The organism is Halarchaeum grantii (genome assembly GCF_014647455.2).
Lineage (GTDB): Archaea > Halobacteriota > Halobacteria > Halobacteriales > Halobacteriaceae > Halarchaeum > Halarchaeum grantii.
In genome coordinates this window covers 1,020,330-1,039,452 of the sequence record NZ_BMPF01000001.1, presented here as the reverse complement: position 1 = coordinate 1,039,452, position 19,123 = coordinate 1,020,330, and the positions used below count along the sequence as shown (strand labels likewise).

Annotated in this window: 22 protein-coding genes and 1 tRNA gene; 10 read left to right on the top strand and 13 right to left on the bottom strand. The window is 70.1% G+C overall.

Annotation, left to right across the window (positions count from 1 at the left end):
- Positions 1-15: 15 nt before the first annotated feature.
- The gene (gene lpdA, locus IEY12_RS05690) at positions 16-1,419 is read right to left on the bottom strand and encodes a dihydrolipoyl dehydrogenase (RefSeq protein ID WP_188880238.1); all 1,404 of its coding nucleotides are present in this window, start codon (positions 1,417-1,419) and stop codon (positions 16-18) included.
- Positions 1,420-1,522: 103 nt separating this feature from the next.
- Between lpdA and IEY12_RS05685 the strand changes: the two genes are divergently transcribed.
- From IEY12_RS05685 to IEY12_RS05670, 4 genes are read left to right on the top strand one after another with little or no spacing between them, the layout of a single operon-like run.
- A complete protein-coding gene (locus IEY12_RS05685) occupies positions 1,523-3,880 on the top strand; it encodes a DEAD/DEAH box helicase (RefSeq protein WP_188880236.1) in 2,358 nt (785 codons plus the stop codon).
- Positions 3,881-3,915: 35 nt separating this feature from the next.
- A complete protein-coding gene (locus tag IEY12_RS05680) occupies positions 3,916-4,644 on the top strand; it encodes an endonuclease NucS domain-containing protein (RefSeq protein ID WP_188880234.1) in 729 nt (242 codons plus the stop codon).
- Positions 4,645-4,677: 33 nt separating this feature from the next.
- Positions 4,678-5,709, top strand: coding sequence for a tRNA-intron lyase (endA, locus tag IEY12_RS05675; RefSeq protein WP_188880230.1), 1,032 nt, complete (start codon positions 4,678-4,680; stop codon positions 5,707-5,709).
- A gap of 3 nt (positions 5,710-5,712) precedes the next feature.
- Positions 5,713-7,311 (top strand): tryptophan--tRNA ligase, encoded by a 1,599-nt coding sequence (locus IEY12_RS05670; RefSeq protein WP_188880227.1) that lies wholly within the window; start codon positions 5,713-5,715, stop codon positions 7,309-7,311.
- 60 nt (positions 7,312-7,371) lie between these two features.
- Here the strand turns inward: IEY12_RS05670 and IEY12_RS05665 are convergent, their stop codons facing one another.
- Positions 7,372-8,061, bottom strand: a complete 690-nt coding sequence (locus IEY12_RS05665; protein ID WP_188880220.1) for a plastocyanin/azurin family copper-binding protein — start codon at positions 8,059-8,061, stop codon at positions 7,372-7,374.
- A gap of 181 nt (positions 8,062-8,242) precedes the next feature.
- On the opposite strand from IEY12_RS05665, the gene IEY12_RS05660 reads away from it, so the two are divergent.
- The 4 genes from IEY12_RS05660 to IEY12_RS05645 are packed head-to-tail and all read left to right on the top strand — an operon-like array spanning position 8,243 to position 11,090.
- A complete protein-coding gene (locus tag IEY12_RS05660; protein WP_188880213.1) occupies positions 8,243-8,824 on the top strand; it encodes a hypothetical protein in 582 nt (193 codons plus the stop codon).
- A 2-nt stretch (positions 8,825-8,826) separates the two neighbouring features.
- On the top strand, positions 8,827-9,483 hold the full coding sequence (locus tag IEY12_RS05655) for a QcrA and Rieske domain-containing protein (protein WP_188880208.1): 657 nt from the start codon (positions 8,827-8,829) through the stop codon (positions 9,481-9,483).
- A gap of 4 nt (positions 9,484-9,487) precedes the next feature.
- Positions 9,488-10,885, top strand: coding sequence for a cytochrome b (locus IEY12_RS05650; protein WP_188880204.1), 1,398 nt, complete (start codon positions 9,488-9,490; stop codon positions 10,883-10,885).
- A gap of 7 nt (positions 10,886-10,892) precedes the next feature.
- A complete protein-coding gene (locus IEY12_RS05645) occupies positions 10,893-11,090 on the top strand; it encodes a DUF8120 family protein (RefSeq protein ID WP_188880202.1) in 198 nt (65 codons plus the stop codon).
- Between the two features lie 45 nt (positions 11,091-11,135).
- Here IEY12_RS05645 and IEY12_RS05640 read toward each other — a convergent pair whose 3' ends face one another.
- The 10 genes from IEY12_RS05640 to IEY12_RS05595 all read right to left on the bottom strand — a co-directional run bounded on the left by IEY12_RS05640 (position 11,136) and on the right by IEY12_RS05595 (position 17,563).
- Entirely contained in the window at positions 11,136-11,384 is a 249-nt protein-coding gene (locus tag IEY12_RS05640) for a glutaredoxin family protein (protein WP_188880199.1), read from the bottom strand.
- Complete coding sequence (locus IEY12_RS05635; protein ID WP_123074788.1) at positions 11,384-11,590, bottom strand: DUF8123 family protein; 207 nt, start codon at positions 11,588-11,590, stop codon at positions 11,384-11,386. Before IEY12_RS05635 ends, IEY12_RS05640 begins: the two co-directional genes overlap by 1 nt.
- Positions 11,591-11,821: 231 nt before the next feature.
- Positions 11,822-11,895: transfer RNA gene (locus IEY12_RS05630), tRNA-Lys, on the bottom strand.
- 46 nt (positions 11,896-11,941) lie between these two features.
- Complete coding sequence (locus IEY12_RS05625) at positions 11,942-12,604, bottom strand: DUF7119 family protein (protein ID WP_188880197.1); 663 nt, start codon at positions 12,602-12,604, stop codon at positions 11,942-11,944.
- A 423-nt stretch (positions 12,605-13,027) separates the two neighbouring features.
- Positions 13,028-14,263, bottom strand: coding sequence for an MBL fold metallo-hydrolase (locus tag IEY12_RS05620; RefSeq protein ID WP_188880194.1), 1,236 nt, complete (start codon positions 14,261-14,263; stop codon positions 13,028-13,030).
- A 75-nt stretch (positions 14,264-14,338) separates the two neighbouring features.
- Positions 14,339-14,554, bottom strand: a complete 216-nt coding sequence (locus IEY12_RS05615) for a DUF8119 family protein (protein ID WP_188880190.1) — start codon at positions 14,552-14,554, stop codon at positions 14,339-14,341.
- Positions 14,551-15,021 (bottom strand): universal stress protein, encoded by a 471-nt coding sequence (locus tag IEY12_RS05610; protein WP_188880188.1) that lies wholly within the window; start codon positions 15,019-15,021, stop codon positions 14,551-14,553. Before IEY12_RS05610 ends, IEY12_RS05615 begins: the two co-directional genes overlap by 4 nt.
- Entirely contained in the window at positions 15,021-16,697 is a 1,677-nt protein-coding gene (locus IEY12_RS05605; RefSeq protein ID WP_188880186.1) for a sodium:solute symporter family transporter, read from the bottom strand. The genes IEY12_RS05610 and IEY12_RS05605 overlap by 1 nt, the downstream gene beginning before the upstream one ends.
- On the bottom strand, positions 16,694-17,092 hold the full coding sequence (locus IEY12_RS05600; RefSeq protein WP_188880184.1) for a DUF4212 domain-containing protein: 399 nt from the start codon (positions 17,090-17,092) through the stop codon (positions 16,694-16,696). The genes IEY12_RS05605 and IEY12_RS05600 overlap by 4 nt, the downstream gene beginning before the upstream one ends.
- A 195-nt stretch (positions 17,093-17,287) precedes the next feature.
- Complete coding sequence (locus IEY12_RS05595; RefSeq protein WP_188880182.1) at positions 17,288-17,563, bottom strand: WNWW family protein; 276 nt, start codon at positions 17,561-17,563, stop codon at positions 17,288-17,290.
- A 140-nt stretch (positions 17,564-17,703) separates the two neighbouring features.
- Here IEY12_RS05595 and IEY12_RS05590 point away from each other — a divergent pair, with 140 nt between their 5' ends.
- Both IEY12_RS05590 and IEY12_RS05585 read left to right on the top strand, forming a co-directional pair.
- Entirely contained in the window at positions 17,704-18,072 is a 369-nt protein-coding gene (locus tag IEY12_RS05590; RefSeq protein ID WP_123074804.1) for a universal stress protein, read from the top strand.
- Complete coding sequence (locus IEY12_RS05585) at positions 18,069-18,638, top strand: GNAT family N-acetyltransferase (RefSeq protein ID WP_188880180.1); 570 nt, start codon at positions 18,069-18,071, stop codon at positions 18,636-18,638. Before IEY12_RS05590 ends, IEY12_RS05585 begins: the two co-directional genes overlap by 4 nt.
- On the opposite strand, the gene IEY12_RS05580 is transcribed toward IEY12_RS05585, so the two are convergent.
- Positions 18,617-19,066 (bottom strand): universal stress protein, encoded by a 450-nt coding sequence (locus tag IEY12_RS05580; RefSeq protein WP_123074808.1) that lies wholly within the window; start codon positions 19,064-19,066, stop codon positions 18,617-18,619. The genes IEY12_RS05585 and IEY12_RS05580 overlap by 22 nt on opposite strands.
- Positions 19,067-19,123: the final 57 nt, after the last annotated feature.

Here is a 19,123-nt window from a genome sequence, read left to right as displayed (position 1 = left end):
ACCGTCGGCGTCGCCTCAGCGATTCAGCGTGTGGATCGCCTCCCCGAGCGCGTTCTCCGCCGCCTCCATGACGCCCTCGGAGAGCGTCGGATGCGTGTGTATCGAAGCCGCGACGTCCGCGAGGGTCGCGCCCATCGTGAGCGCGAGACCGACCTCGGCGATGAGCTCGCTCGCCTCCGGGCCGACGATCTGTGCGCCGAGGACGACGCCTGTCCCGCCGTCGGCGACGAGGCGGACGAACCCGTCCGGCTCGCCCACGGTGAGCGCGCGCCCGGACGCGCCCATCGGGAACTCCCCGACGACGGGGTCGAGGCCCTCGGACTCGGCCTCGGCCTCGGTCAGGCCGACGGTGGCGACCTCCGGGTCCGTGAACACCGCCGTGGGGACCGCGCGCTCGTCGAGCGACGCGTCCTCGCCCGCGACGACGGCCGCGACGACCCGCCCCTCGGCGCTCGCCTTGTGCGCGAGCATCGGCCCCGGCGCGACGTCGCCCACGGCGAAGACCGATTCGACGCTCGTCCGGCCGCGTGCATCGGTCTCGAGCCGGCCGTCCGCGTTCGCCTCGAGGCCGATGGCGTCGAGGTTCAGCGAATCGAGGACGGGGTCGCGCCCGACCGCGACCACGACCGCCTCCGCGCGGTAGTCGTGTCGCTCCTCCCCGTCGGTCGTGGTGACGACGACGCCGTCCCCCGACTCGCGCCACTCGCTCGGGCGCTCGCCGAAGCGGAACGTCACGCCGAGGTCGGCCGCGCGCCGCCGGACGGCGCGCGCGACGTCGTCCTCGTAGCCCGCGAGCACGTCGTCGAGTCGCTCGACGACCGTCACGTCACAGCCGAGTTTCGCGTAGGCCGTCGAGAGCTCCATCCCGATGTAGCCCCCGCCCACGATCACCAGCGACTCCGGGACGGCGTCGAGGTCGAGGGCGGCCGTCGAGTCGAGGACGCGCTCGCCGTCGAACGCGAAGCCCGGAACCTCGGTCGGCCGCGACCCCGTCGCGACGACCGCGTGCTCGAACGCGACGCGCTCGCTCCCTCGGGGGCGCTCGACGCGGAGGGTCCGCTCGTCCACGAACTCGGCGCGCCCCTCGACGAGCGCGACGCCGTTCGCCTTACAGAGCTTCTCGACGCCCGACGTGAGTCGGTCGACGACGCCGTCCGTCCACTCGTTCGTCTGCGCGAGGTCCACCGACACGTCCGCGTGCACGCCCATCTCCGACGCCGACGCCGCGCGATGCGCGACGCCCGCCGCGTGCGCGAGCGCCTTCGAGGGGATGCAGCCGACATTCAGGCACGTCCCGCCGAGCGCGTCCTTCTCGACGAGCGTCACGTCGACGCCGCGCTGTGCCGCGCGAATCGCGGCGACGTAGCCGCCCGGGCCCGCACCGACCACCGCGAGTTCCGTCCGTCTCTCCTCGGCCATATCGTCCGCACGTGACGGCCGCGCCACCGTAAGTGCTCGTCCCGCCGGGGAGCCGGTACGTAGAAACGCCTTTCCGCGCGGGCGGTCTTTCGTCCACCCGTCAATGGAGGTCGCCGAGGCGGTCCCGGAGTTCGCGGACGCGTTCCCGTTCGAGGAGTTCAATCGGATGCAGCGCGAGGCCGTCCCCGCCCTGCTGGAGCGCGACGACAACGTCGTCGTCGCCGCCCCGACCGGCTCGGGGAAGACCGCGCTCGCCGAACTCGCCATCTGCGAGGCGCTCGCCGAGGGCGGCACCGCGCTCTTCGTCGCGCCCCTGCGCGCGCTCACGAACGAGAAGGAGGACGAGTGGGAGCGCTTCGAGGAGCTCGGCTTTTCGGTGTACGTCGTCACGGGCGAGCGCGACCTCGACCCGCGTCGCGCGCGCCGCGCGGACGTCCTCGTGATGACGCCCGAGAAGGCCGACTCCGCGACGCGCAAGCACGACTCCCCGCGCTACTCCTTCGTCACCGACGTCGACGTCGTCGTCATCGACGAAGTCCACCTCCTCGACTCCGAGAAACGCGGGTCGGTGCTGGAGGTCGTCGTCTCGCGCTTCCGGCGGCTCTGCGACCCGCGCGTCGTCGCGCTCTCCGCGACGATGCCGAACGTCGAGGACGTCGCCGACTGGCTCGACGCGCCCCCCGAGTGCACGTTCGCGTTCGGCGACGAGTACAGGCCCGTCGACCTCCACGCCGACGTCACCACGTACGTCCACGGCGACAACCCCTTCCAGGACAAGTACAGGCGCCTCTACAAGGCCCTCGACCGGGCCGAGCAACACCTCCGCGAGGACGGCCAAGCCCTCTGCTTCGTCGCCTCCCGACAGGACACCGTCCGGGCCGCGGAGAAGGCCCGCGACGAGCTCGCCGAGCGCGACGTCCCGATGGGCGCGCGCGGCGACTACGACCTCCACACCGAGGCCGAGGCGCTCGACAACGACACCCTCCGCAAGAGCGTCCTCGACGGGGTCGCGTTCCACCACGCCGGCCTCTCGAAGAACGACAAGGACCACGTCGAGGCGTGGTTCCGCGACGGCACCATCGAGCTCCTCTTCTCGACGTCGACGCTCGCGTGGGGCGTCAACCTCCCCGCGCGCTGCGTCGTCATCCGCGATACGAAGTACCACGACCCCCTCGAGGGAGAGGTCGACATGAGCCCGCTCGACGTCCTCCAGATGCTCGGGCGCGCGGGCCGGCCCGGCTACGACGACGTCGGCTACGGCTGGGTCGTCTGCGACAACAGCGAGGCCGACAAATACCGACAGCTGCTCCGCGAGGGTAAGGAGATCGAGTCGACGCTCGCCGAGAACCTCCCCGAGCACCTCAACGCCGAAATCGCGATGGGCACCGTCGACAGCCTCGACGACGTGATGGCGTGGCTGGAGACGACCTTCTACTACCGCCGCGCGCAGTCCGCGCCCGAGGACTACGACTTCGCGAACGTCCGCGAGCGCGTGCGCGGCGTCCTCGACGACCTCGTCACCGAGGGGTTCGTCCGCACGCACGACGACCTCGGCCTCACCGCCACCCAGCTCGGGATGCTCACCTCCACGTACTACCTCGACATGGCGACGGCGGCGGGCTTTCGCGACCTCGCCGAGGCCGGCGTCACCGAGGCCGGCGTCCTCGAAGCCGTCGCGCAGTCCGCCGAGTTCGAGAGCGTCAGCGCGCGCCGCGACGAGCGCGAGGCCGTCGCGTCCGTTCTCGGCGGGCGCGGCGACGACCTCGACGCGGGTCCCCGGAAGGTGCTCGCCATCCTCCACGCCTCGATGCGCGGGTCGACGCCGCCCGAGCTCCGCTCGGACGCGTGGGTCATCCGGCAGAACGCCCTCCGCCTCCTCGCCGCGCTCGCGGAGTTCCTCGAGCGCTTCGACCAGCCGGCGGGCGCGAACCTCGCCCACCGCCTCGAAGCCCGCATCGACACCGGCGTCCCCGCCGACGCCGTCGAACTCACCGCGCTCGACGGGGTCGGCTCTGGGCGCGCGCACCGCCTCGCCGACGAGGGCATCACCTCGCTCGCCGACGTGCGCGCCGCCGGTCACGACGGCCTCGTCGCCGCCGGCCTCTCGGGCGGCGTCGCGGACGCGATACTCGAGCAGGCCGCCGACCTCCCGGACGTCTCCCTCGACTGGGGCGACTTCCCCGAGACGGTCGCGCGCGGCGAGAACGACATGCGCGAGGTCACCGTCAGCAACGACGGCGGGGCCGCGCGCGTCGCGCTCCGCGTCACCGCGACCCGAGACGGCGGGGACGGCGACACCGTCGAGATGACGAGCACCACGACCTACCTCGACGGTGCGACGACCCTGCCCGTCGGCGTCTTCGGCGCGGACGACGACGCGCTCGTCTACGCCGTCGACGTCGTCTTCCCCGAGCACGCCCTCGACACCCACCACGAGGAGCGCACCGTGCGAATCGTCTGAGGGTTCTTGTAGCGGGACGCACCCACCCACTCGCGATGCAGGACGCGACACGCGTACTCGCCGGCGACTGCACCGTCACCTACGAGCGCGACGACCGACTCGAGACGCGCGGCGAAGTCGTCGTACTCGTCAAACCCGACAACACCGTCCTCGTCCACGACGCCGAGGGCTACCAGCCCGCGTCGTGGCTGACGCGCGCGGACGTGGTGCGCTACGCGAGCGACGCCGACGGCGTCCGCCTCGTCGCCGGGTCGGGCGACGAACACCTCCGCGTCGAGAGCCACGAGACGACGCTCGACACTTTCGCGCCCGTCACGCCCGCCGGGCCCGAAGTCGGCGACTGTCCGGACTGCGGCGGGCCGCTCGTGCGCGCCCGCGAACGCGTCACCTGCATCGGCTGTCACGCGAGCTACCCGGTTCCGCGCGACGCCACCGTCACCGACGCGACGTGTGCGGACTGTGGGCTCCCCGAGATCCGCGTCCGGCGCGGCGCCGTCCTCGACGTCTGTCTCGACCGGGCCTGCGCGAGCATCGACGACGCCGTCCGCGCGCGCTTCGACGGCGCGTGGGACTGCCCGCACTGCGGGGGCACGCTCCGCATCCGACGGGAACGCGGCCTGCACGCGGTCTGCGAGGACTGCGATGCGACGCACCCGATACCGACCGGCGTCGTCGTCGGCGCATGCGACTGCGGCGGGCCGCGCTTCGAAACCGCGCGCGGCGAGCGCTGTCTCGCCGCCGCTTGCCCCGCTCGCGCACCGTAGCCCCTTTGGTCGCGCCCGCCGCACACTCTGCGTATGAACGGCCAGCTACGCGGGGACCGCGTCGTCGTCGGCGGCGACGCCCGCCAGCGGTTCCACGACTCGCGGGGGTACGGGGTGCCGCGCGAGGGCAACGAAATCGCCCTCTCGCGCGTCGAGGCCGCCCACCTCCTCTTCCGTGGCGACCTCGACGCCGTCGACGGCATGGGCTTCCGGGAGTTCCTCGCCGCCGGCGACCGCGGCTTCAGCACGCGCTTTCTCGTCTACATGGACCTCCGCGACCGGGGCTTCTACCTCTCGCCCGCACGCGAGGACTGGGTGGACGAGTCGGGTGGCGCCGACTTCGTCGTCTACCCGCGCGGGAAGGGCCCGGGCGACGACGAAGTCGCCTACCGCGTGCGCGTCGTCGGCGAGCGCACCGACGTCCCCGCCGACGAACTCGGCGACACCGTCCTCGCCGTCGTCGACGAGGAGTCCGAACTCACCTACCTCGAAACCGAGCTCGTCGACCCCGAAGGGAGCACCGAGTACGGCTTCGCGGAGCCGGCCGAGGGCGCGCTCCTCGACGACCGCGTCGTCGTCTGGGACCCCCCCGAGGCGCTCCACCGCTCCGCGTTCTACGGCCAGCAGCTCACCGGGCGCGCCTCCGAGGTCGCGGCCGTCCAGCTCTCGCTCGTCGAAGCCGCCTACCTCGCCGCCGAGGGCGACCTCGTCCTCCCGGAGCACGACGCGGGCGTGAACGCGCTCGTCGAGCGCGGCCGCGAGGTCGAGCGCGGGCGCTTCGACCGGCGCCTCCGCACGTATCGCGAACTCCGCGACCGCGGCCTCGTCCCGAAGACCGGCTTCAAGTTCGGCGCGGACTTCCGGACCTACGCGGACGTCGAGGACGTCGCGGACCTCGGCCACTCCGAGTGGCTGGTGCGCTGTCTCGAACCCGGCCACGTCTTCGACCCGCGCGACCTCGCGCTCGACGTTCGGCTCGCGCACGGCGTGCGTAAGCGAATGGTTTTTGCGTTGGCACACAGAGACGACATCACCTGGCTCGCCGTGAGCCGACTCACGCCCTGATACATGACAGACGACACGGACACGCCCGCGACGGACGGGGGAACGGACACCGAAGGCGCCGACTCGCTCGCCCTCGATCCGTGGGGGTCCTCGACCGTCTCGGACTACCGCAAGCTCTTCGAGGAGTTCGGCATCGAGTCCTTCGAGGACGTCCTCGCGGACGTCCCGAACCCGCACTACCTGATGCGCCGGGCCATCATCTTCGGCCACCGCGACTACCGGCGCGTCCTCGAGGCGATGCGCGACGACGAACCGTTCGCCGCGCTCTCGGGGTTCATGCCGACCGGCGACCCCCACATCGGCCACAAGATGGTCTTCGACGAGATCATCTGGCACCAAGAGCAGGGCGGGGACGCCACCGCGCTCATCGCGGACCTCGAAGCCCACTCCGCGCGCGGGCTCAGCTGGGCGGAGATCGACGAGCACGCCAGGGACTACCTCCTCAGCCTGCTCGCGCTCGGCTTCGACCCCGAGGAGGGGACGCTCTACCGCCAGTCCGAGGACCGCGAGGTGCAGGACCTCGCCTTCGAACTCGGCATCGAGGCGAACTTCTCGGAGTTCCAGTCCATCTACGGCTTCGACGGCGAGACGGACGTCTCGCACATGCAGTCGGTCGTCACGCAGATGGCGGACATCCTCGGACCCCAGTTGGACGAGCCGAAGCCGACCGTCGTCCCGGTCGGCCCCGATCAGGACCCGCACGTCCGCTTCGCGCGCGACCTCGCCGCCAGAACGCGATACTTCGGCGTCACCGAGGCGTACGCCTCCTTCGAGGTCGCGAGCGACGCGGAGCGCGCGGTGCTACGGGACGCCTACGAGCGCCTCAGCGAGCGCGCGCCCGAGGGCGCGACCATCCGCTGTCTGCACGCCGCCCAACTGCTCGAGGGCGGGCTGGACGCCGTCGAGTGGGAGGACCCCGCGCCGCTCGACGACGCCGCGGACGGCGAGGGCGCCGAGGCCACGGTGCTCCCGAAGCTGAACAACGCCGGGATGGAGCCGCTCCGCCCGCGCGTGCGCTTCCTCGACCGGAACGCGACCGAGGAAGCGTTCGAGGCGCTCATCGACGCTGTCGCCGGCGAGAAGCGCGTCTTCGAGGGCCACGTCGATAGCTTCGACATGGACCGCGCGGCCGCCGAGGCGCTCGCGCGCGAGGTCGAAGTCGACCACGGCGGCTACGGCTTCGTCCCGCCGTCCGGCATCTACCACCGCTTCATGACGGGGCTCACCGGCGGGAAGATGAGTTCGAGCGTCCCCGCGAGCCACATCAGCCTCCTCGACGACCCCGAGACGGGCTACGAGAAGGTGAAGGCCGCGACGACCGGCGGCCGGCAGAGCGCCGAGGAGCAGCGCGAACTCGGGGGCGAGCCCGACGACTGCCCGGTCTACGAACTCTACGCATATCTCCTCGCCGCCGACGACGACGCGTTCGCCGAACGCGTCTACGAGGAATGCCGCGAGGGCGAACGCCTCTGCGGGGACTGCAAGGAGCAGGCCGCCGAACTCATGCGGGAGTTCCTCGCGGAGCACCAGGAGAAGCGCGCGGAAGTCGAGGAGTTGCTCGCGGAGACGGACATCAAGTTGGAGTCGCCGCGACGGCGCTGATCCGCGAGCGTCGCGTCTCGCGCTCGGCGCGGGCGCGAGACCGAACGCCGGACGCGACCGCTATTCGATTTCGGTGTCGTCCGTGGCGTCCTGGTCGTAGCGACCGGAGAAGCGGTCGGTCTGACTCAGGAGGTAGACGTTCCCGAGGCCGAAGAGCGTCGCGGCGCCGAGCGCGAGGCTCGGGAGCGGGCCGCCGCTCGTCTCCGGGAAGTATGGGTAGGCGAGCGCCTTCTCCTCGACGATGGTCTCGGAGTCCGGGAGGATCCCGCTCCCGACGTCGTCGGGGATCTCGTTGTTCTCCGCGGGACCGCCGGGCTCGCCGCAGACGACGCGCCCGACCATCCCGAGCGTCTTGTGCGGGATGCAGTAGTAGTCGTAGGTGCCCGCGGCCTGGAACTGGTAGTCGAAGGTCGCGCCCTGCTCTTGGAAGGTGCCGCTGTTCCACGGCTCGGCGCCCTCCGGGATGAGGCTGACCTCCGCGTTCGGGTTCGACGGCGAGTAGGCGGTCGTGGAGTGACTCCCGCTCGCGTTCACCCACCGGACCCAGTCGCCCTCCTCGACGTAGAGGCCGACCGGGTCGAAGAGGTACTCCGAGCCGTCCGTGTGCATCTCGACGACGTACGGGTCGTCCTGCGTGCCGGAGCCCGTCCGGGGGTCGCTCTCGCCCTCCTGTGCGCTCGCCGAGCCCACGACGCCGCTCGCCACGAGCCCCGCGCCGCCTGCCTTGGTGATGAATTGCCTCCGTTTCATTGACAACGCCGTCCTTGAGTGGGTCTACTCAACCCCGGATTGAGTGTGTTTCGATAGCTCGCTCCGATAAGTACCCCATCGACGCCGAGATAATCGAAACAACGATGTACGTAACGGGGTAACGTCCGAACAGCGACGAGTACCGAGCGCCGCTGGCGCGCCGGGACTTCAAGGACTAACAATGAGACGTGAAACGGCCATCATACTGGTGCTCATCGGCATCGTACTGCTGCCGATGTGGGGCATCGCGTTAGCGAGCGGAGGGAATAGCTTCCATGAGATCGCGATACAGACCGGCGAGAGCGTTTCGCTCGCGCCGACCGGGCAGTTCATCACGATGCCGACCGAGATCTCGGTCTACGCCGCGGGCATCGTCTCGTGGCTCGCGCTCTTCGGCCTCGTCGGCCTGCTCTACGCGCAGCTCCGATACGCGCACAACGTCGGCCGGCGCGGCGAGCCGATCGTCCCCGACGAGGGCGAGTCGCTCCCGCACGTCCCGAGCTTCCTCGAGACCGCCCACCGTCGCGTCGTCGCGTACTACCCCGCCGACGCGGGTCTCCGAGGCGTCTGGCTCGTCGGGCTGTTCACGTTCCTGAGCGTCGTCTTCGCCGCTCTCTTCGCCGGCGAGGCCTTCGGTCTCTCCCGGAGCCAGTTCCTTGGATTCTACGGCGGCCTCCTGGCGTTCTCGCTCTCCGAGACCGTCCTGATGTACTACACGCACTTCATGCCGACAATCGAAGTCGCGGAGGACCGCGACCACTGACCATGTCCACGAACGACGACACCGACGCCGAGACCGAGGCACAGCCCGCCCACGAGGAGGACCGCCTCCAGGCGACCCGGCGGAACGCCGCGAAGTTCTTCGCGGCGCTCGGCGGTGCGGCCGCCGTCGGAACGTTCGCCGTCTCCGGCCTCTACGGGCTGGAGGATTCGGCGCTCTCCGGTGGCCCCGACTACAGCTACAAGACCCTCTATACGCAGGGGACCCGCGTCGTCGACGGCGAGGGCAACCCCGTCGCCGTCGATGCCCTCTCCGAGGGGAGCGGCGAGAGCATGACCGTCTTCCCGGAGAAGGAGGGCGGCGGCGCGCTCCAGGTCCCGATGGCGACGACGCTGCTCGTGCGCTTCTCGCAGGACGCCTACGAGGAGCCGACGATGCTCGAAGGGACCGCAGAGGGATACGCCGCGTACTCCGCGACCTGCACGCACGCGGGTTGTACGGTCTCCTCGCGGACGGGGCCGAACGACCAGAACTTCCTCTGCCCGTGCCACCAGAGCGTCTTCAACCCGCTGCAGGGCGCGAAAGTCGTCGGCGGCCCGGCGCCGCGACCGCTCCCGCAACTCCCCGTCGGCGTCACCGAGGACGGCGACCAACTGATCATCGCGACGGGCCCCTTCGAGGCTCCGATCGGGGTGGAGTAGACCGATGAGTACGATAACCGAATCCGACGAGTCCGAGGAGACAGCGAAGTACGAGGAGAGCCGGGTCTACGGCTGGCTCGACGACCGCCTCGACCTGAACGACGAGTTCCTCGGGAAGGCGTTCCCGGAGGACCGCTACGCGTCGTTCCTGCTCGGCGAAGTCACGCTGTTCACCTTCATCATCCTCGTCCTGACGGGGACGTTCCTCGGGATGCTCTACCGGCCGGGCGCCGCCGCGACGACCTACGAGGGCATCCTCGCGGAGTACGCCGGTACCGAGGTACCGCTGGCGTTCGCCTCCGTCCTCCGCATCACGTACGACGTCCCGATGGGCATGTTCATCCGGATGGTCCATCACTGGGGCGCGTACCTCTTCGTCGCCGCGATGGGCCTCCACATGCTCCGCGTCTTCTTCAGCGGCGCCTACCGCAACCCGCGCGAACTGAACTGGGTGGTCGGCTCGACCCTGCTCTTCCTCGGCATCGGCGAGGGGTTCATGGGGTACGCCCTCCCGTTCGACGAGTACGGCTCGACGGCGACCGGCATCGGGTTCACCGTCGCGGGATCCATCCCCGTCATCGGTGAGACGCTGACGAAGATCATCTTCGGTGGCCTGTGGCCGGACAACGCCGCCGTCATCCTCCCCCGGATGTTCTTCTACCACGTCTTCCTGCTCCCGCTCATCATCGGTGGCCTCATCGCCGTCCACATGCTCCTGCTCATCCGCCAGAAGCACACGGAGCAGCAGGGCTCGCGCGACGACGACGCGGGCGTCTCCGACGACGACGAGTCGGTCGTCACGGGCGTCCCGCTCGTCCCGAATCAGGTCGCGGTGACGATCATCGTCTTCCTCTCCGTCTTCGGCGTGCTCGCGCTGCTCGCCGGGTTCTTCCCCGTTCAGCGCCTCCCCGTCTGGGGTCCGAACGACCCGTTCAGCACGCCGAGCGGGGTCGCACCGGACTGGTACTTCATGTGGGTGTTCGGCATCCTGAAGGTCATCCCGGGCTTCATCCCGAAAGGTGAGTTCGTGGCCGGCGTCGTCGCGCCGGGCATCATCGCGACGGTGCTCGTCCTCTGGCCGTTCATCGACTACGAGCGCGACGCCGTCCACTTCACCGCCGACCCGATCAAGCGGCCGTTCCAGACGTCGGTGGGCGTGGGCGCGATCGTCTTCATCATCATGCTCTCCGTCGCCGCGATGAACGCGACCGTCGGGTCGCTCATCAACGTGGAGACGTCGACGGCGTCGACGTACCTGCTCTACTTGACGATCATCGTCCCGATCGTCTGGGGACTCATCACCTACTACGTCCTCAAGCGCGGCGTCGAGCGCCGCTCGGACTCGGGTGCGACGCCGACCGAGGACGACTCGGACACCGCGGCCGCGCCCTCGGACGACTGACCGGCGCGTGTCCCTCGCCACCCTCCCGCCGCGCCAGTACCGCGCGCTCGACCGCCTGACGAAACTCGCCGCGCTCGTGCTGTTGACGTCGGCGCTCGTCCCGGGCGCCCTCACGGGCCTCGTGAAGCTCGCCTGCGGTCTGGTCGGGGTGGTCCTCGGCGTGCTCACCGTCTTCGTCGACGTCGCCGAGGACGCGAGCGACTGATCGCTCTCCTCGTTTTTCGCGCTTTCGTGCCCGTAGAAGACGTGTTTACGGCTCCGCGCGCTCGATAGCGTCGCGGAGCGCGTCCTCGCTCACGCGATACTTGAACTTCGGTGTCCCGTCCACGAAGACGTAGGGGACGCGCTCGCCGTACGCTTCGCGCAACTCGGGGTCGTCGTCGACGTCCACGACGGCGACGTCGAGGTCGTGGTCGTCCCCGACGCGCCCGACGGTCGTGAGGACGTCCTCGCAGAGGTGGCAGTCGTCGCGCGTGTAGACGGTCACGTCGACGGCCATTACGTGCGATGGAGGAGAGCGAGGAAGGCGACGGCGAGGACGAACGCGAGGACGGAGCCGCCGGCCTGTACGACCATCACGCCCGCCCCGTCCGCGTACTGCCACGGCATCCCGACGAGCGTCCCGAGCGCGGCGATTGCGACGTAGACGCCGAGGGCGGTGCCGAGGACGTCGAGCGTGTCGTACCCGGAGAGAACGCTGTTCATGGTCGGTTCGTGGGCCGGCGTCCCCCTAACGCTACCGGAAGCGCGACGACGCGGGGACGCGCCGTCGTGTGCTCAACCCGGTCGCTGCGCTGCTCGACGTTGCTCATAGCAGAAGCGGGCCGAGCGCGATTTGAACAGCGTCAGACGGTCGTCTCCTGCCGCTCGACGCTCCGACTGACTGGCTCAAAATCGCGTCGTGCCGGTTCACTCGTCGCTACGCGATTCGTTGGACGGGCCGAGCGCGATTTGAACACGCGACCGTCTGGTTAAAAGCCAGACGCTCTGCCAAACTGAGCTATCGGCCCTCGTGCGATATCTGGTGGGCGCGCGGTTAAACGTTTACTACTCGCCTCACTCGAGGTAGGCGTCGAGGGCGTCGGTGACGATACGCCCGGGTCCGGCGTCCTCGAGGGCGGCGCGGCGGCGGAGGTCGCGGTAGGTGTCGAGCGGGAGGGTGACGGTGAGTTCGCCGGGCGTGACACCGCGCTCCCGGAGCGCCTCCTCGATGGACCGGCCGTCGTTCACCTCGCTCGCGATCGCGCGGACCTCGCGGACGGTGAGGTGGTTGTCGATGACGGCGAACGCGAGCTGGTAGCGCGCCTCGCCGCCGACGCGCGCGATGTGTTTCGCGGCGGTCGGTGGGATGTGGCCGACGGCGACGTGCCGGCGGACGGGGCGCGGGAGGTCGTGGACGCGCGCCCACTTGCGGATGAAGGAGACGGTGACGCCGTCGCCCGCCCGCTCGGCGGCGGCCTTGTACGACCCCTCGGCGCGGACGAGCGCGGCGCAGGCGGCGGCGCCCCGGAGCATGTAGAAGCGGTCGTCACCGAGTTCGCCGTGCGCGAACGCGTTGACGGTTTCCGCGGCGTCGCGGACGCTCTCGGGGTCCTCGGGATCGAACTCGACCGCCTCCTTCGCGCGCTCGCCCGCGACGCGCTCGTCGCCCCGGATGACGGGCGCGCCGACCGGGGATTCCCGGTCGGTCGGCGGTAGCTCTGTCGGCCCGTCACTCATACTACGCGGTAGAACACCAGCGATATAAAGGTCTATTCCTCGGCGCGGCGTTCGCTGAGGTGCTCCCAGATCTCGGTGCACCCCGCCCCGGGTTCGACGTCGTCGAGATGATCGTCCCCGTCGCGACCGGCGTCAGTTTTCGTCTCTGCCATGTGCTCCACCGTACGTCGTCCACCCGGATAAGCACGCCTACGAGCGCACTACCCGCCTTTGCTCCCGGTTAGGGGATGGTATTGCCACTATCGGCGACGGGGGTGCCGACGCTGGTTCGTTCCCTTTCGATGGTCTGTCGCACCGTCACGGCCCCTCCACGACGCTTCACTCAGGGACACGCCCACCCCCGCCCCTCGATACAAGCAAAAATAACCCATTTCGGTCGTGATGGATGACCGTCACGTCTGCGCCCGCAACGCCGTCGCCGCGTCACTCGGTGACCGTCGTCCGCTCGCCGTTCGTCGGCGCGCTCGCGTCGAACCCCGCCTCGCGTAACTCGGCGGCGAACCGGTCCGTCGCGTCGCCGTGTACCGTCAGCACGCGCGCGTCCCGGTAGTCCTCGAGGAACGCCCGGAGGCCGTCGCGGTCGGCGTGCGCGGAGAAGTCGAATGCCTCGCGGCGCGCCGCCACCGGGAGGACGCGCCCGTCGAAGGCCGCACGCCCCTCCTCGAGCAGTCGGCGCCCCGGCGTCCCCTCGACCTGATGGCCGACGAACGCCACGAGGTTCGTCGGGTTCCCACGGATCTCGGGGACGTACGTCATCGCCGGGCCGCCCGTGAGCATCCCGCTCGTCGTGATTATGACGGTGTTCTGCGCCGCGATGCGCTTCTTCTGCCCGCGACGCCCGGTGACGAAGCGCGCGTGGCGCATCGCCGAGCGGAACGCGTCGGGGTCGCGGAGGTAGCCCTCAACGCGCCGGAGGCGCTTCGCCACCTCGACGCCCATGCCGTCGACGTAGCAGTCGATGTCGTAAGCGTCGCAGACGAGCATCGCCTCCTGCGTGCGCCCCACCGCGAACGCCGGCACGACCGCGGTCCCGCCGCGATGCACGGTCTCGCGGAGCGCGCGGGCGAAGCGCTCCTCGGTCTCGCGGCGGTTGCCGCGCCGCACGTCGGCGTACGTGCTCTCGCAGACGACGACGTCCGCGTCCGGCCGCGCGCTCGACCCCGCGAGGAGGCGTTGATCTCCAGTGTGGAAGTCGCCCGTGTAGAGGAGTCGCGTGGCGCCGTCGTCCACGAGGACGTGCGCGCTCCCGGGGATGTGGCCGGCGTCGAAGAACGTCACCTCGTGGCCGGCGGCCTCGAAGGGCTCGCCGTAGCCGTGCGGTTCGGAGACCTCGCCGAGCGCGGCGATTTCGGCGCGCGTGAACGGCCGGTCGTACCGGTTCTCGCGGAGCTTCAGCGTGTCGCGCGCGAGCAACGCGGCGAGTTCGCGGGTGGGCGGCGTCCAGTGAATCGGGGGCCGACGGCCGCCCGCGAGGAGGCTCGGCACCGCGCCGACGTGGTCGAGGTGGCCGTGCGAGACGACGACGGCGTCCGGGTCGGCGTCGAGCGGCGTGCGCGCGGGCGTCCCGCCCTCCAGCCCGTAGTCGATGAGGAGGGAGTCGTTGACCAGCAGGGCGCTCTTGCCGATCGCGTCCGCCCCGCCGAGGAACCGGAGGTCCATCGGCGGGCGCTACGGGCGCGTGCGGCTTGGGCGCGTCGGTGTGCGAAAAGAAGGCGGGCCGCGACGCGCGCCGCGCTACGCGCTCTCGCGCGCGAGTTTGAGCGAGTAGGTGAAGCCGTAGTAGGCGACGACGCCGCCGGCCAGCGCGACGTAGTACGCGGGCTCGGGCGCACCGAGGCCGCGGAAGAGCACGGTGACGAGGACGACCCACGCGATGGCGAAGACGAGGTCGAAGAGCATCCCGTCGTGGTGTTCGATGACGTGCTCGCGGACGGCGTCGAGCGCGCTCATTCGTCGGCCTCCTCGCCGTCGATGTCCACGACGAGCACGGGGACGCGGGTGCGGCGCAGGACCTTCTCGGTGACGCTCCCGAGGAGGGTGCGCGAGAGCCCGGCCCGGCCGTGGCTCCCCATCACGATGAGGTCGATCTCGTTCTCGTCGACGAACTTGCGGATGGCGCGCGCGGGCGACCCGGTGCGGATGTGTTCCTCGACGTCGAGGCCGGCGTCGCGCGCGGCGTCGGCGACGACGCCGGTGGCCTCCTCGGCTTCCGCCTTCACTTCGGGCATCTCGTCGAGTTTGCCCTGCCGGAGGCGGTCAACCTGCTCGGTGCCGAGCGAGAGGGTGGTGGCGTCGATGTCGATGACGTAGAGCGCGTGGACGGTCGCGTCGTACTTCGCGGCGAGGTCGATGGCGCGCTCGACGGCGGCCTCCGCGACGTCGCTCCCGTCCGTGGGGACGAGGATGTGCTCGTACATCAGTCGTCACCACTCACGACGTCTTCGGCGGCTTGCTGGCGGTTCATTGGCTCGGGGCTGTGACACTGCCTGACGAGGCGCTTCGTGTCGAGGTCGGGTTCGGGCGTCACGAGCGAGACGGCGATGGTGACCACGAAGACGATGGGGACGGCGACGAGCGCGGAGCCGATCGCGGGCACCCACTGCGCGAGCAGCGGCGAGATGACGCCGTCCGAGCCGGCGGCGCCGGCGAGGAGGCCGTAGGACGGCAGGACCTCGTTGAGCATCGGGATGAACCAGATGACGAGGCCGGTCGTCATGCCGGCGAGCGCGCCCTGCCGGTTCGTGTTCTCCCACCAGAGGCCGAGGAAGAACATCGGGAAGAGGACGGCGCCGGCGAGCGAGAACGCGTACGAGACGAGCGCGGCGATGGGTGCGGCGGGGTCGAGCGCGGCGAGCGTGGTGATTACGCCGAGCGCGACGATGCTGAGCCGCCCGACGAGCACCTGCTGGCGCTGGCTCGCGTCCGGGTTGATGAGGCGCTTGTAGATGTCGTGTGAGATGGCGGACGAGCCGGTGATGAAGAGGCCGGCGGTCGTCGCGATGGCGGCGGCGATGCCGCCGGCGGCGACGAGGCCGACGAACCACGTCGGGAGCCCGGAGAGCTGCGCAGCGAGGACGACGATGACGTCGGCGGCGGCGCTCGTCATGCCGGGGTCACCGTAGACGGGTCCGATCTGGTTCGCGTAGAGGTCGGTGCCGAAGGCGGCGAACGCGGGCGCGCTGAAGTAGAGGAGGCAGATGAAGCCGAGCCCCCAGACGGTCGACCAGCGCGCGGTGCGCTCGCTCTCGACGGTGTAGAAGCGCACGAGGACGTGTGGCAAGCCACAGGTGCCGACGATGAGGCTGAACGCGGTGGCGATCCAGAGGTAGTAGCCGCCGTTGACGAACGGTTCGCTGAACTCGCGGCCGAGCGCGGCGAACATCTGCCCGTACTCGATGTGCGGGAGGACGGTGGAGTAGCCGTTCACCCAGCCGACGGCGTAGAGGCCGGCGAGGAACGCGACGATGAGGATGGTGTACTGGACGGCCATGTTCTTCGTCGCGCCGAGCATCCCGGAGAGGGTCAGGTACCCCACCGTGATCGCCATCATCAACACGACCATCGACTGGTAGCCCGAGAGACCGGGGATGCCGATGTCGCCGAAGATGTAGAGGCCGACGAGGCCCATGCCGCGTGCTTGGCCGATGGCGTAGACGAAGCCGATGAGGAACGTCGTGACCGCGGCGATGGCGCGCGCGGTGTCGGAGTTGAAGCGGTCGCCGACGAAGTCCGGGGCGGTGTACTTCCCGAAGCGCCGCATCTGGGCGGCCATGAAGATGAGGAGGATGAAGTATCCCGCCGACCAGCCGACGACGAACGCGAGGCCGTAGAAGCCGGAGAGCGCGATGAGTGCGGCCATTCCGAGGTAGGACGCGGCGCTCATCCAGTTCGCGCCGATGGCCATGCCGTTCTCGACGTTCCCGATGGAGCGGCCGGCGACCCACATGCTCTCGGTGTCGGCGACCTTGAACATGTAGCCGATGACGAGGAAGGACGCGAGCATCACGGTGACGAGGATCGCCGGGAGGAGCTTGAACGAGACGTTCAGCCCCTCGGGGAGGAGCCCGGCTTGGAGGACGAGCGCGTCGATCATTCGGCTGCCCCTCCGTGGTCGATACCGTACTTCTCGTCGAGTTCGTCACGCTTGCGCGCGTACCAGAACGCGAGGACGAGCGCACCACCCGGTGCGCCGACGGCGACGAGGAAGTAGTGGATGGGGAAGCCGAGGACGGGCATCGTGGACGTCATCGCGCCGGGCGCGACGGCGGTGAGCGTCACGGGGCCGAAGACGATGACGGCCCATGCGACGAACCCGGTCCAGATGACGCGCAGGTGGTCGCGCATGAACGGCGTGCTCGGCCGGAGGAGGTTCACCTCCGACGTGAGGTAATCTGTCTCGCTGTGCGCCTGTGTCTCGCTCGCGACCGCGCCGCCGTCCGGTTCGGCGTCGGCACGGTCGGACGTGTCGTGATTGGCTTTGTCTGTCATGGTCTGTGGCTCGCCGTCGCGTTCGTCGCGGGATGCGCGAGAACGCGGCGTGTCTGTGTGCGGTCCGTCCGTCGGGGTCGTCGTACCCTTCTCTCGCCCGACTGCCGTCGGGGGAATCCATCATAATCGTTACCAACACACGGAATAAATGTTTCTATTAATCATTACCTCGAACCGCTTCGCTCCTGCGATTCGTCACTCGCGCCAGCGTCGCACGACGAACTCCGCGTACCCGCCGTACGCGAGGTCGAGACTCCCCACCCACCAGTTCCACCGCGACGCCACCCCCTCGTCGGGCGCGTCGCAGAGGTGCCCCGCGGCCCCCTCGGGCGTGAGCGCGCGTCCCGCGTCACGCTCGTAGCGTCCGCTCGCCGCGAGATCCGCCGCCATTCGCGCGACGGCGTCGTGCTCGGCGTCGCTCCCCGCGAAGGGCTCGAACGCCGCCCGGAACGCGGCGCGCGTCTCACTCATACGCTCGTCTACGGTCGCGCGCGCAGAAGAGGGTGGTCCCGACCGTCGCCCGCATTCGTCCCCTCCCGCCGGCCGCGACTGCCCACTGTCCGCGAGGCGCGCCGGAAAGGCTTTTGCGCGGCCCGGTAGACGTAACGCCCATGAAGGTGCTGCTGGGAATCGGCGGTAGCGACGACTCGCTCGAAGCCCTCGACCGGACGGTCGAGCGGGCCGTCGAGGCCGGTGACGAACTGACGGTCGCGGTGCTCGACAACCCCGAGAGCGAGCGCTCTGCGGAGGCGGTCATCGAGCACGCCACCGAGACCGTCGAGGACGCCGGCCTCGACGCCGACGTCCGACACATCACCGGCGATCCGGGAAGCGAACTCGTCCAACTCGCCGAGCGCGAGGCCTTCGATCAGGTCGTCCTCGGCGGCGGCGAACGCAGTCCCATGGGGAAGATCCGACTCGGCCACATCGCCGAGTTCGTCCTGCTGAACGCGCCCGTCACCGTCACGCTAGTCAGATGACAGACGAGACCGCAGGCGACGGGGACGAACCCCCCGGCCCGTTCCCCGTCCCGCCGCTCTCCTTCGAGGACGCCGAAGGCCACGACATCAGCGTCCGGCCGCTCTTCGCGGCCGACGACGCGGACGTCGAGGCGCTCGTCGAGATGTACGTCGACTTCGACCCGAGCATGCGCGCGCAGGGCATCCCCCCGACCGGCGAGTCACGCGTGCGCGACTGGCTGGAGACGCTCGTCGACGGCGACGACGGCTACAACGTCGTCGCGTGGGACGGCGACGACGCCGTCGGGCACGCGACGCTCGTCCCGGACGGCGACGCCGGCTACGAACTCGCCATCTTCGTCCATCAGGACTACCAGGGCTGTGGCATCGGCACGCGACTCATCCGCACGCTCCTCGGCTACGGCGCCGAGAACGGCGTCGGGGACGTCTGGCTGACGGTCGAGCGCTGGAACCACGCGGCCGTCGCGCTCTACGAGAAAGTCGGCTTCGAGACGACGAACGCGGAGAGCTTCGAGCTGGAGATGGCGATGCACCTCGCCGAGGCTCAGACGGAGAGCACGGGCTGACTCGCGTAGAGCAACACGTACTCCGCGACCTTCTCGAGGACGGCACCCGGCGGATCCGCGCTCGACCGCCCCTCGCGCGGGAGGACGACGAAGTCCGCGCCGACGTCGTCCGCGCAGTCGAGGATGACGCTCCCCGGGTGGTGGGTCTTGCGCGTCGTCGAGAAGCCGTGCATGATCGACGTGGCGACGTCCACGCTGTCGTCCGCGTACGCGCGCACGTCGTCGAGGAACGCGCCGTGGCCGTCCGCGACCGCCTCCTCGTCGGCCTCGCCGGTCTCTATCTCGCGCGCGACGTCGTCACCGAGGACGAAGAGCGCGTGGACGTCCGCGTCGTAGCGCTCCGCGATGGCGACAGCGTACTCGGCGGCGGTCCCGGACGCCTCGCTCCCGTCGACGGGGACGAGGACCGTCTCGACTTCGAGGGTCATGTCCGGGCGTGCGCGGGCCGCCACCAAAAGCCCACCGAGGAGTGGGACTTAAGTGGG

Bases quoted from the DNA above. Each gene is read 5' to 3' on its own strand.
- lpdA (WP_188880238.1), bottom strand. From the start codon at position 1,419: ATGGCCGAGGAGAGACGGACGGAACTCGCGGTGGTCGGTGCGGGCCCG.
- IEY12_RS05685 (WP_188880236.1), top strand. From the start codon at position 1,523: ATGGAGGTCGCCGAGGCGGTCCCGGAGTTCGCGGACGCGTTCCCGTTC.
- IEY12_RS05680 (WP_188880234.1), top strand. From the start codon at position 3,916: ATGCAGGACGCGACACGCGTACTCGCCGGCGACTGCACCGTCACCTAC.
- endA (WP_188880230.1), top strand. From the start codon at position 4,678: ATGAACGGCCAGCTACGCGGGGACCGCGTCGTCGTCGGCGGCGACGCC.
- IEY12_RS05670 (WP_188880227.1), top strand. From the start codon at position 5,713: ATGACAGACGACACGGACACGCCCGCGACGGACGGGGGAACGGACACC.
- IEY12_RS05665 (WP_188880220.1), bottom strand. From the start codon at position 8,061: ATGAAACGGAGGCAATTCATCACCAAGGCAGGCGGCGCGGGGCTCGTG.
- IEY12_RS05660 (WP_188880213.1), top strand. From the start codon at position 8,243: ATGAGACGTGAAACGGCCATCATACTGGTGCTCATCGGCATCGTACTG.
- IEY12_RS05655 (WP_188880208.1), top strand. From the start codon at position 8,827: ATGTCCACGAACGACGACACCGACGCCGAGACCGAGGCACAGCCCGCC.
- IEY12_RS05650 (WP_188880204.1), top strand. From the start codon at position 9,488: ATGAGTACGATAACCGAATCCGACGAGTCCGAGGAGACAGCGAAGTAC.
- IEY12_RS05640 (WP_188880199.1), bottom strand. From the start codon at position 11,384: ATGGCCGTCGACGTGACCGTCTACACGCGCGACGACTGCCACCTCTGC.
- IEY12_RS05635 (WP_123074788.1), bottom strand. From the start codon at position 11,590: ATGAACAGCGTTCTCTCCGGGTACGACACGCTCGACGTCCTCGGCACC.
- IEY12_RS05625 (WP_188880197.1), bottom strand. From the start codon at position 12,604: ATGAGTGACGGGCCGACAGAGCTACCGCCGACCGACCGGGAATCCCCG.
- IEY12_RS05620 (WP_188880194.1), bottom strand. From the start codon at position 14,263: ATGGACCTCCGGTTCCTCGGCGGGGCGGACGCGATCGGCAAGAGCGCC.
- IEY12_RS05615 (WP_188880190.1), bottom strand. From the start codon at position 14,554: ATGAGCGCGCTCGACGCCGTCCGCGAGCACGTCATCGAACACCACGAC.
- IEY12_RS05610 (WP_188880188.1), bottom strand. From the start codon at position 15,021: ATGTACGAGCACATCCTCGTCCCCACGGACGGGAGCGACGTCGCGGAG.
- IEY12_RS05605 (WP_188880186.1), bottom strand. From the start codon at position 16,697: ATGATCGACGCGCTCGTCCTCCAAGCCGGGCTCCTCCCCGAGGGGCTG.
- IEY12_RS05600 (WP_188880184.1), bottom strand. From the start codon at position 17,092: ATGACAGACAAAGCCAATCACGACACGTCCGACCGTGCCGACGCCGAA.
- IEY12_RS05595 (WP_188880182.1), bottom strand. From the start codon at position 17,563: ATGAGTGAGACGCGCGCCGCGTTCCGGGCGGCGTTCGAGCCCTTCGCG.
- IEY12_RS05590 (WP_123074804.1), top strand. From the start codon at position 17,704: ATGAAGGTGCTGCTGGGAATCGGCGGTAGCGACGACTCGCTCGAAGCC.
- IEY12_RS05585 (WP_188880180.1), top strand. From the start codon at position 18,069: ATGACAGACGAGACCGCAGGCGACGGGGACGAACCCCCCGGCCCGTTC.
- IEY12_RS05580 (WP_123074808.1), bottom strand. From the start codon at position 19,066: ATGACCCTCGAAGTCGAGACGGTCCTCGTCCCCGTCGACGGGAGCGAG.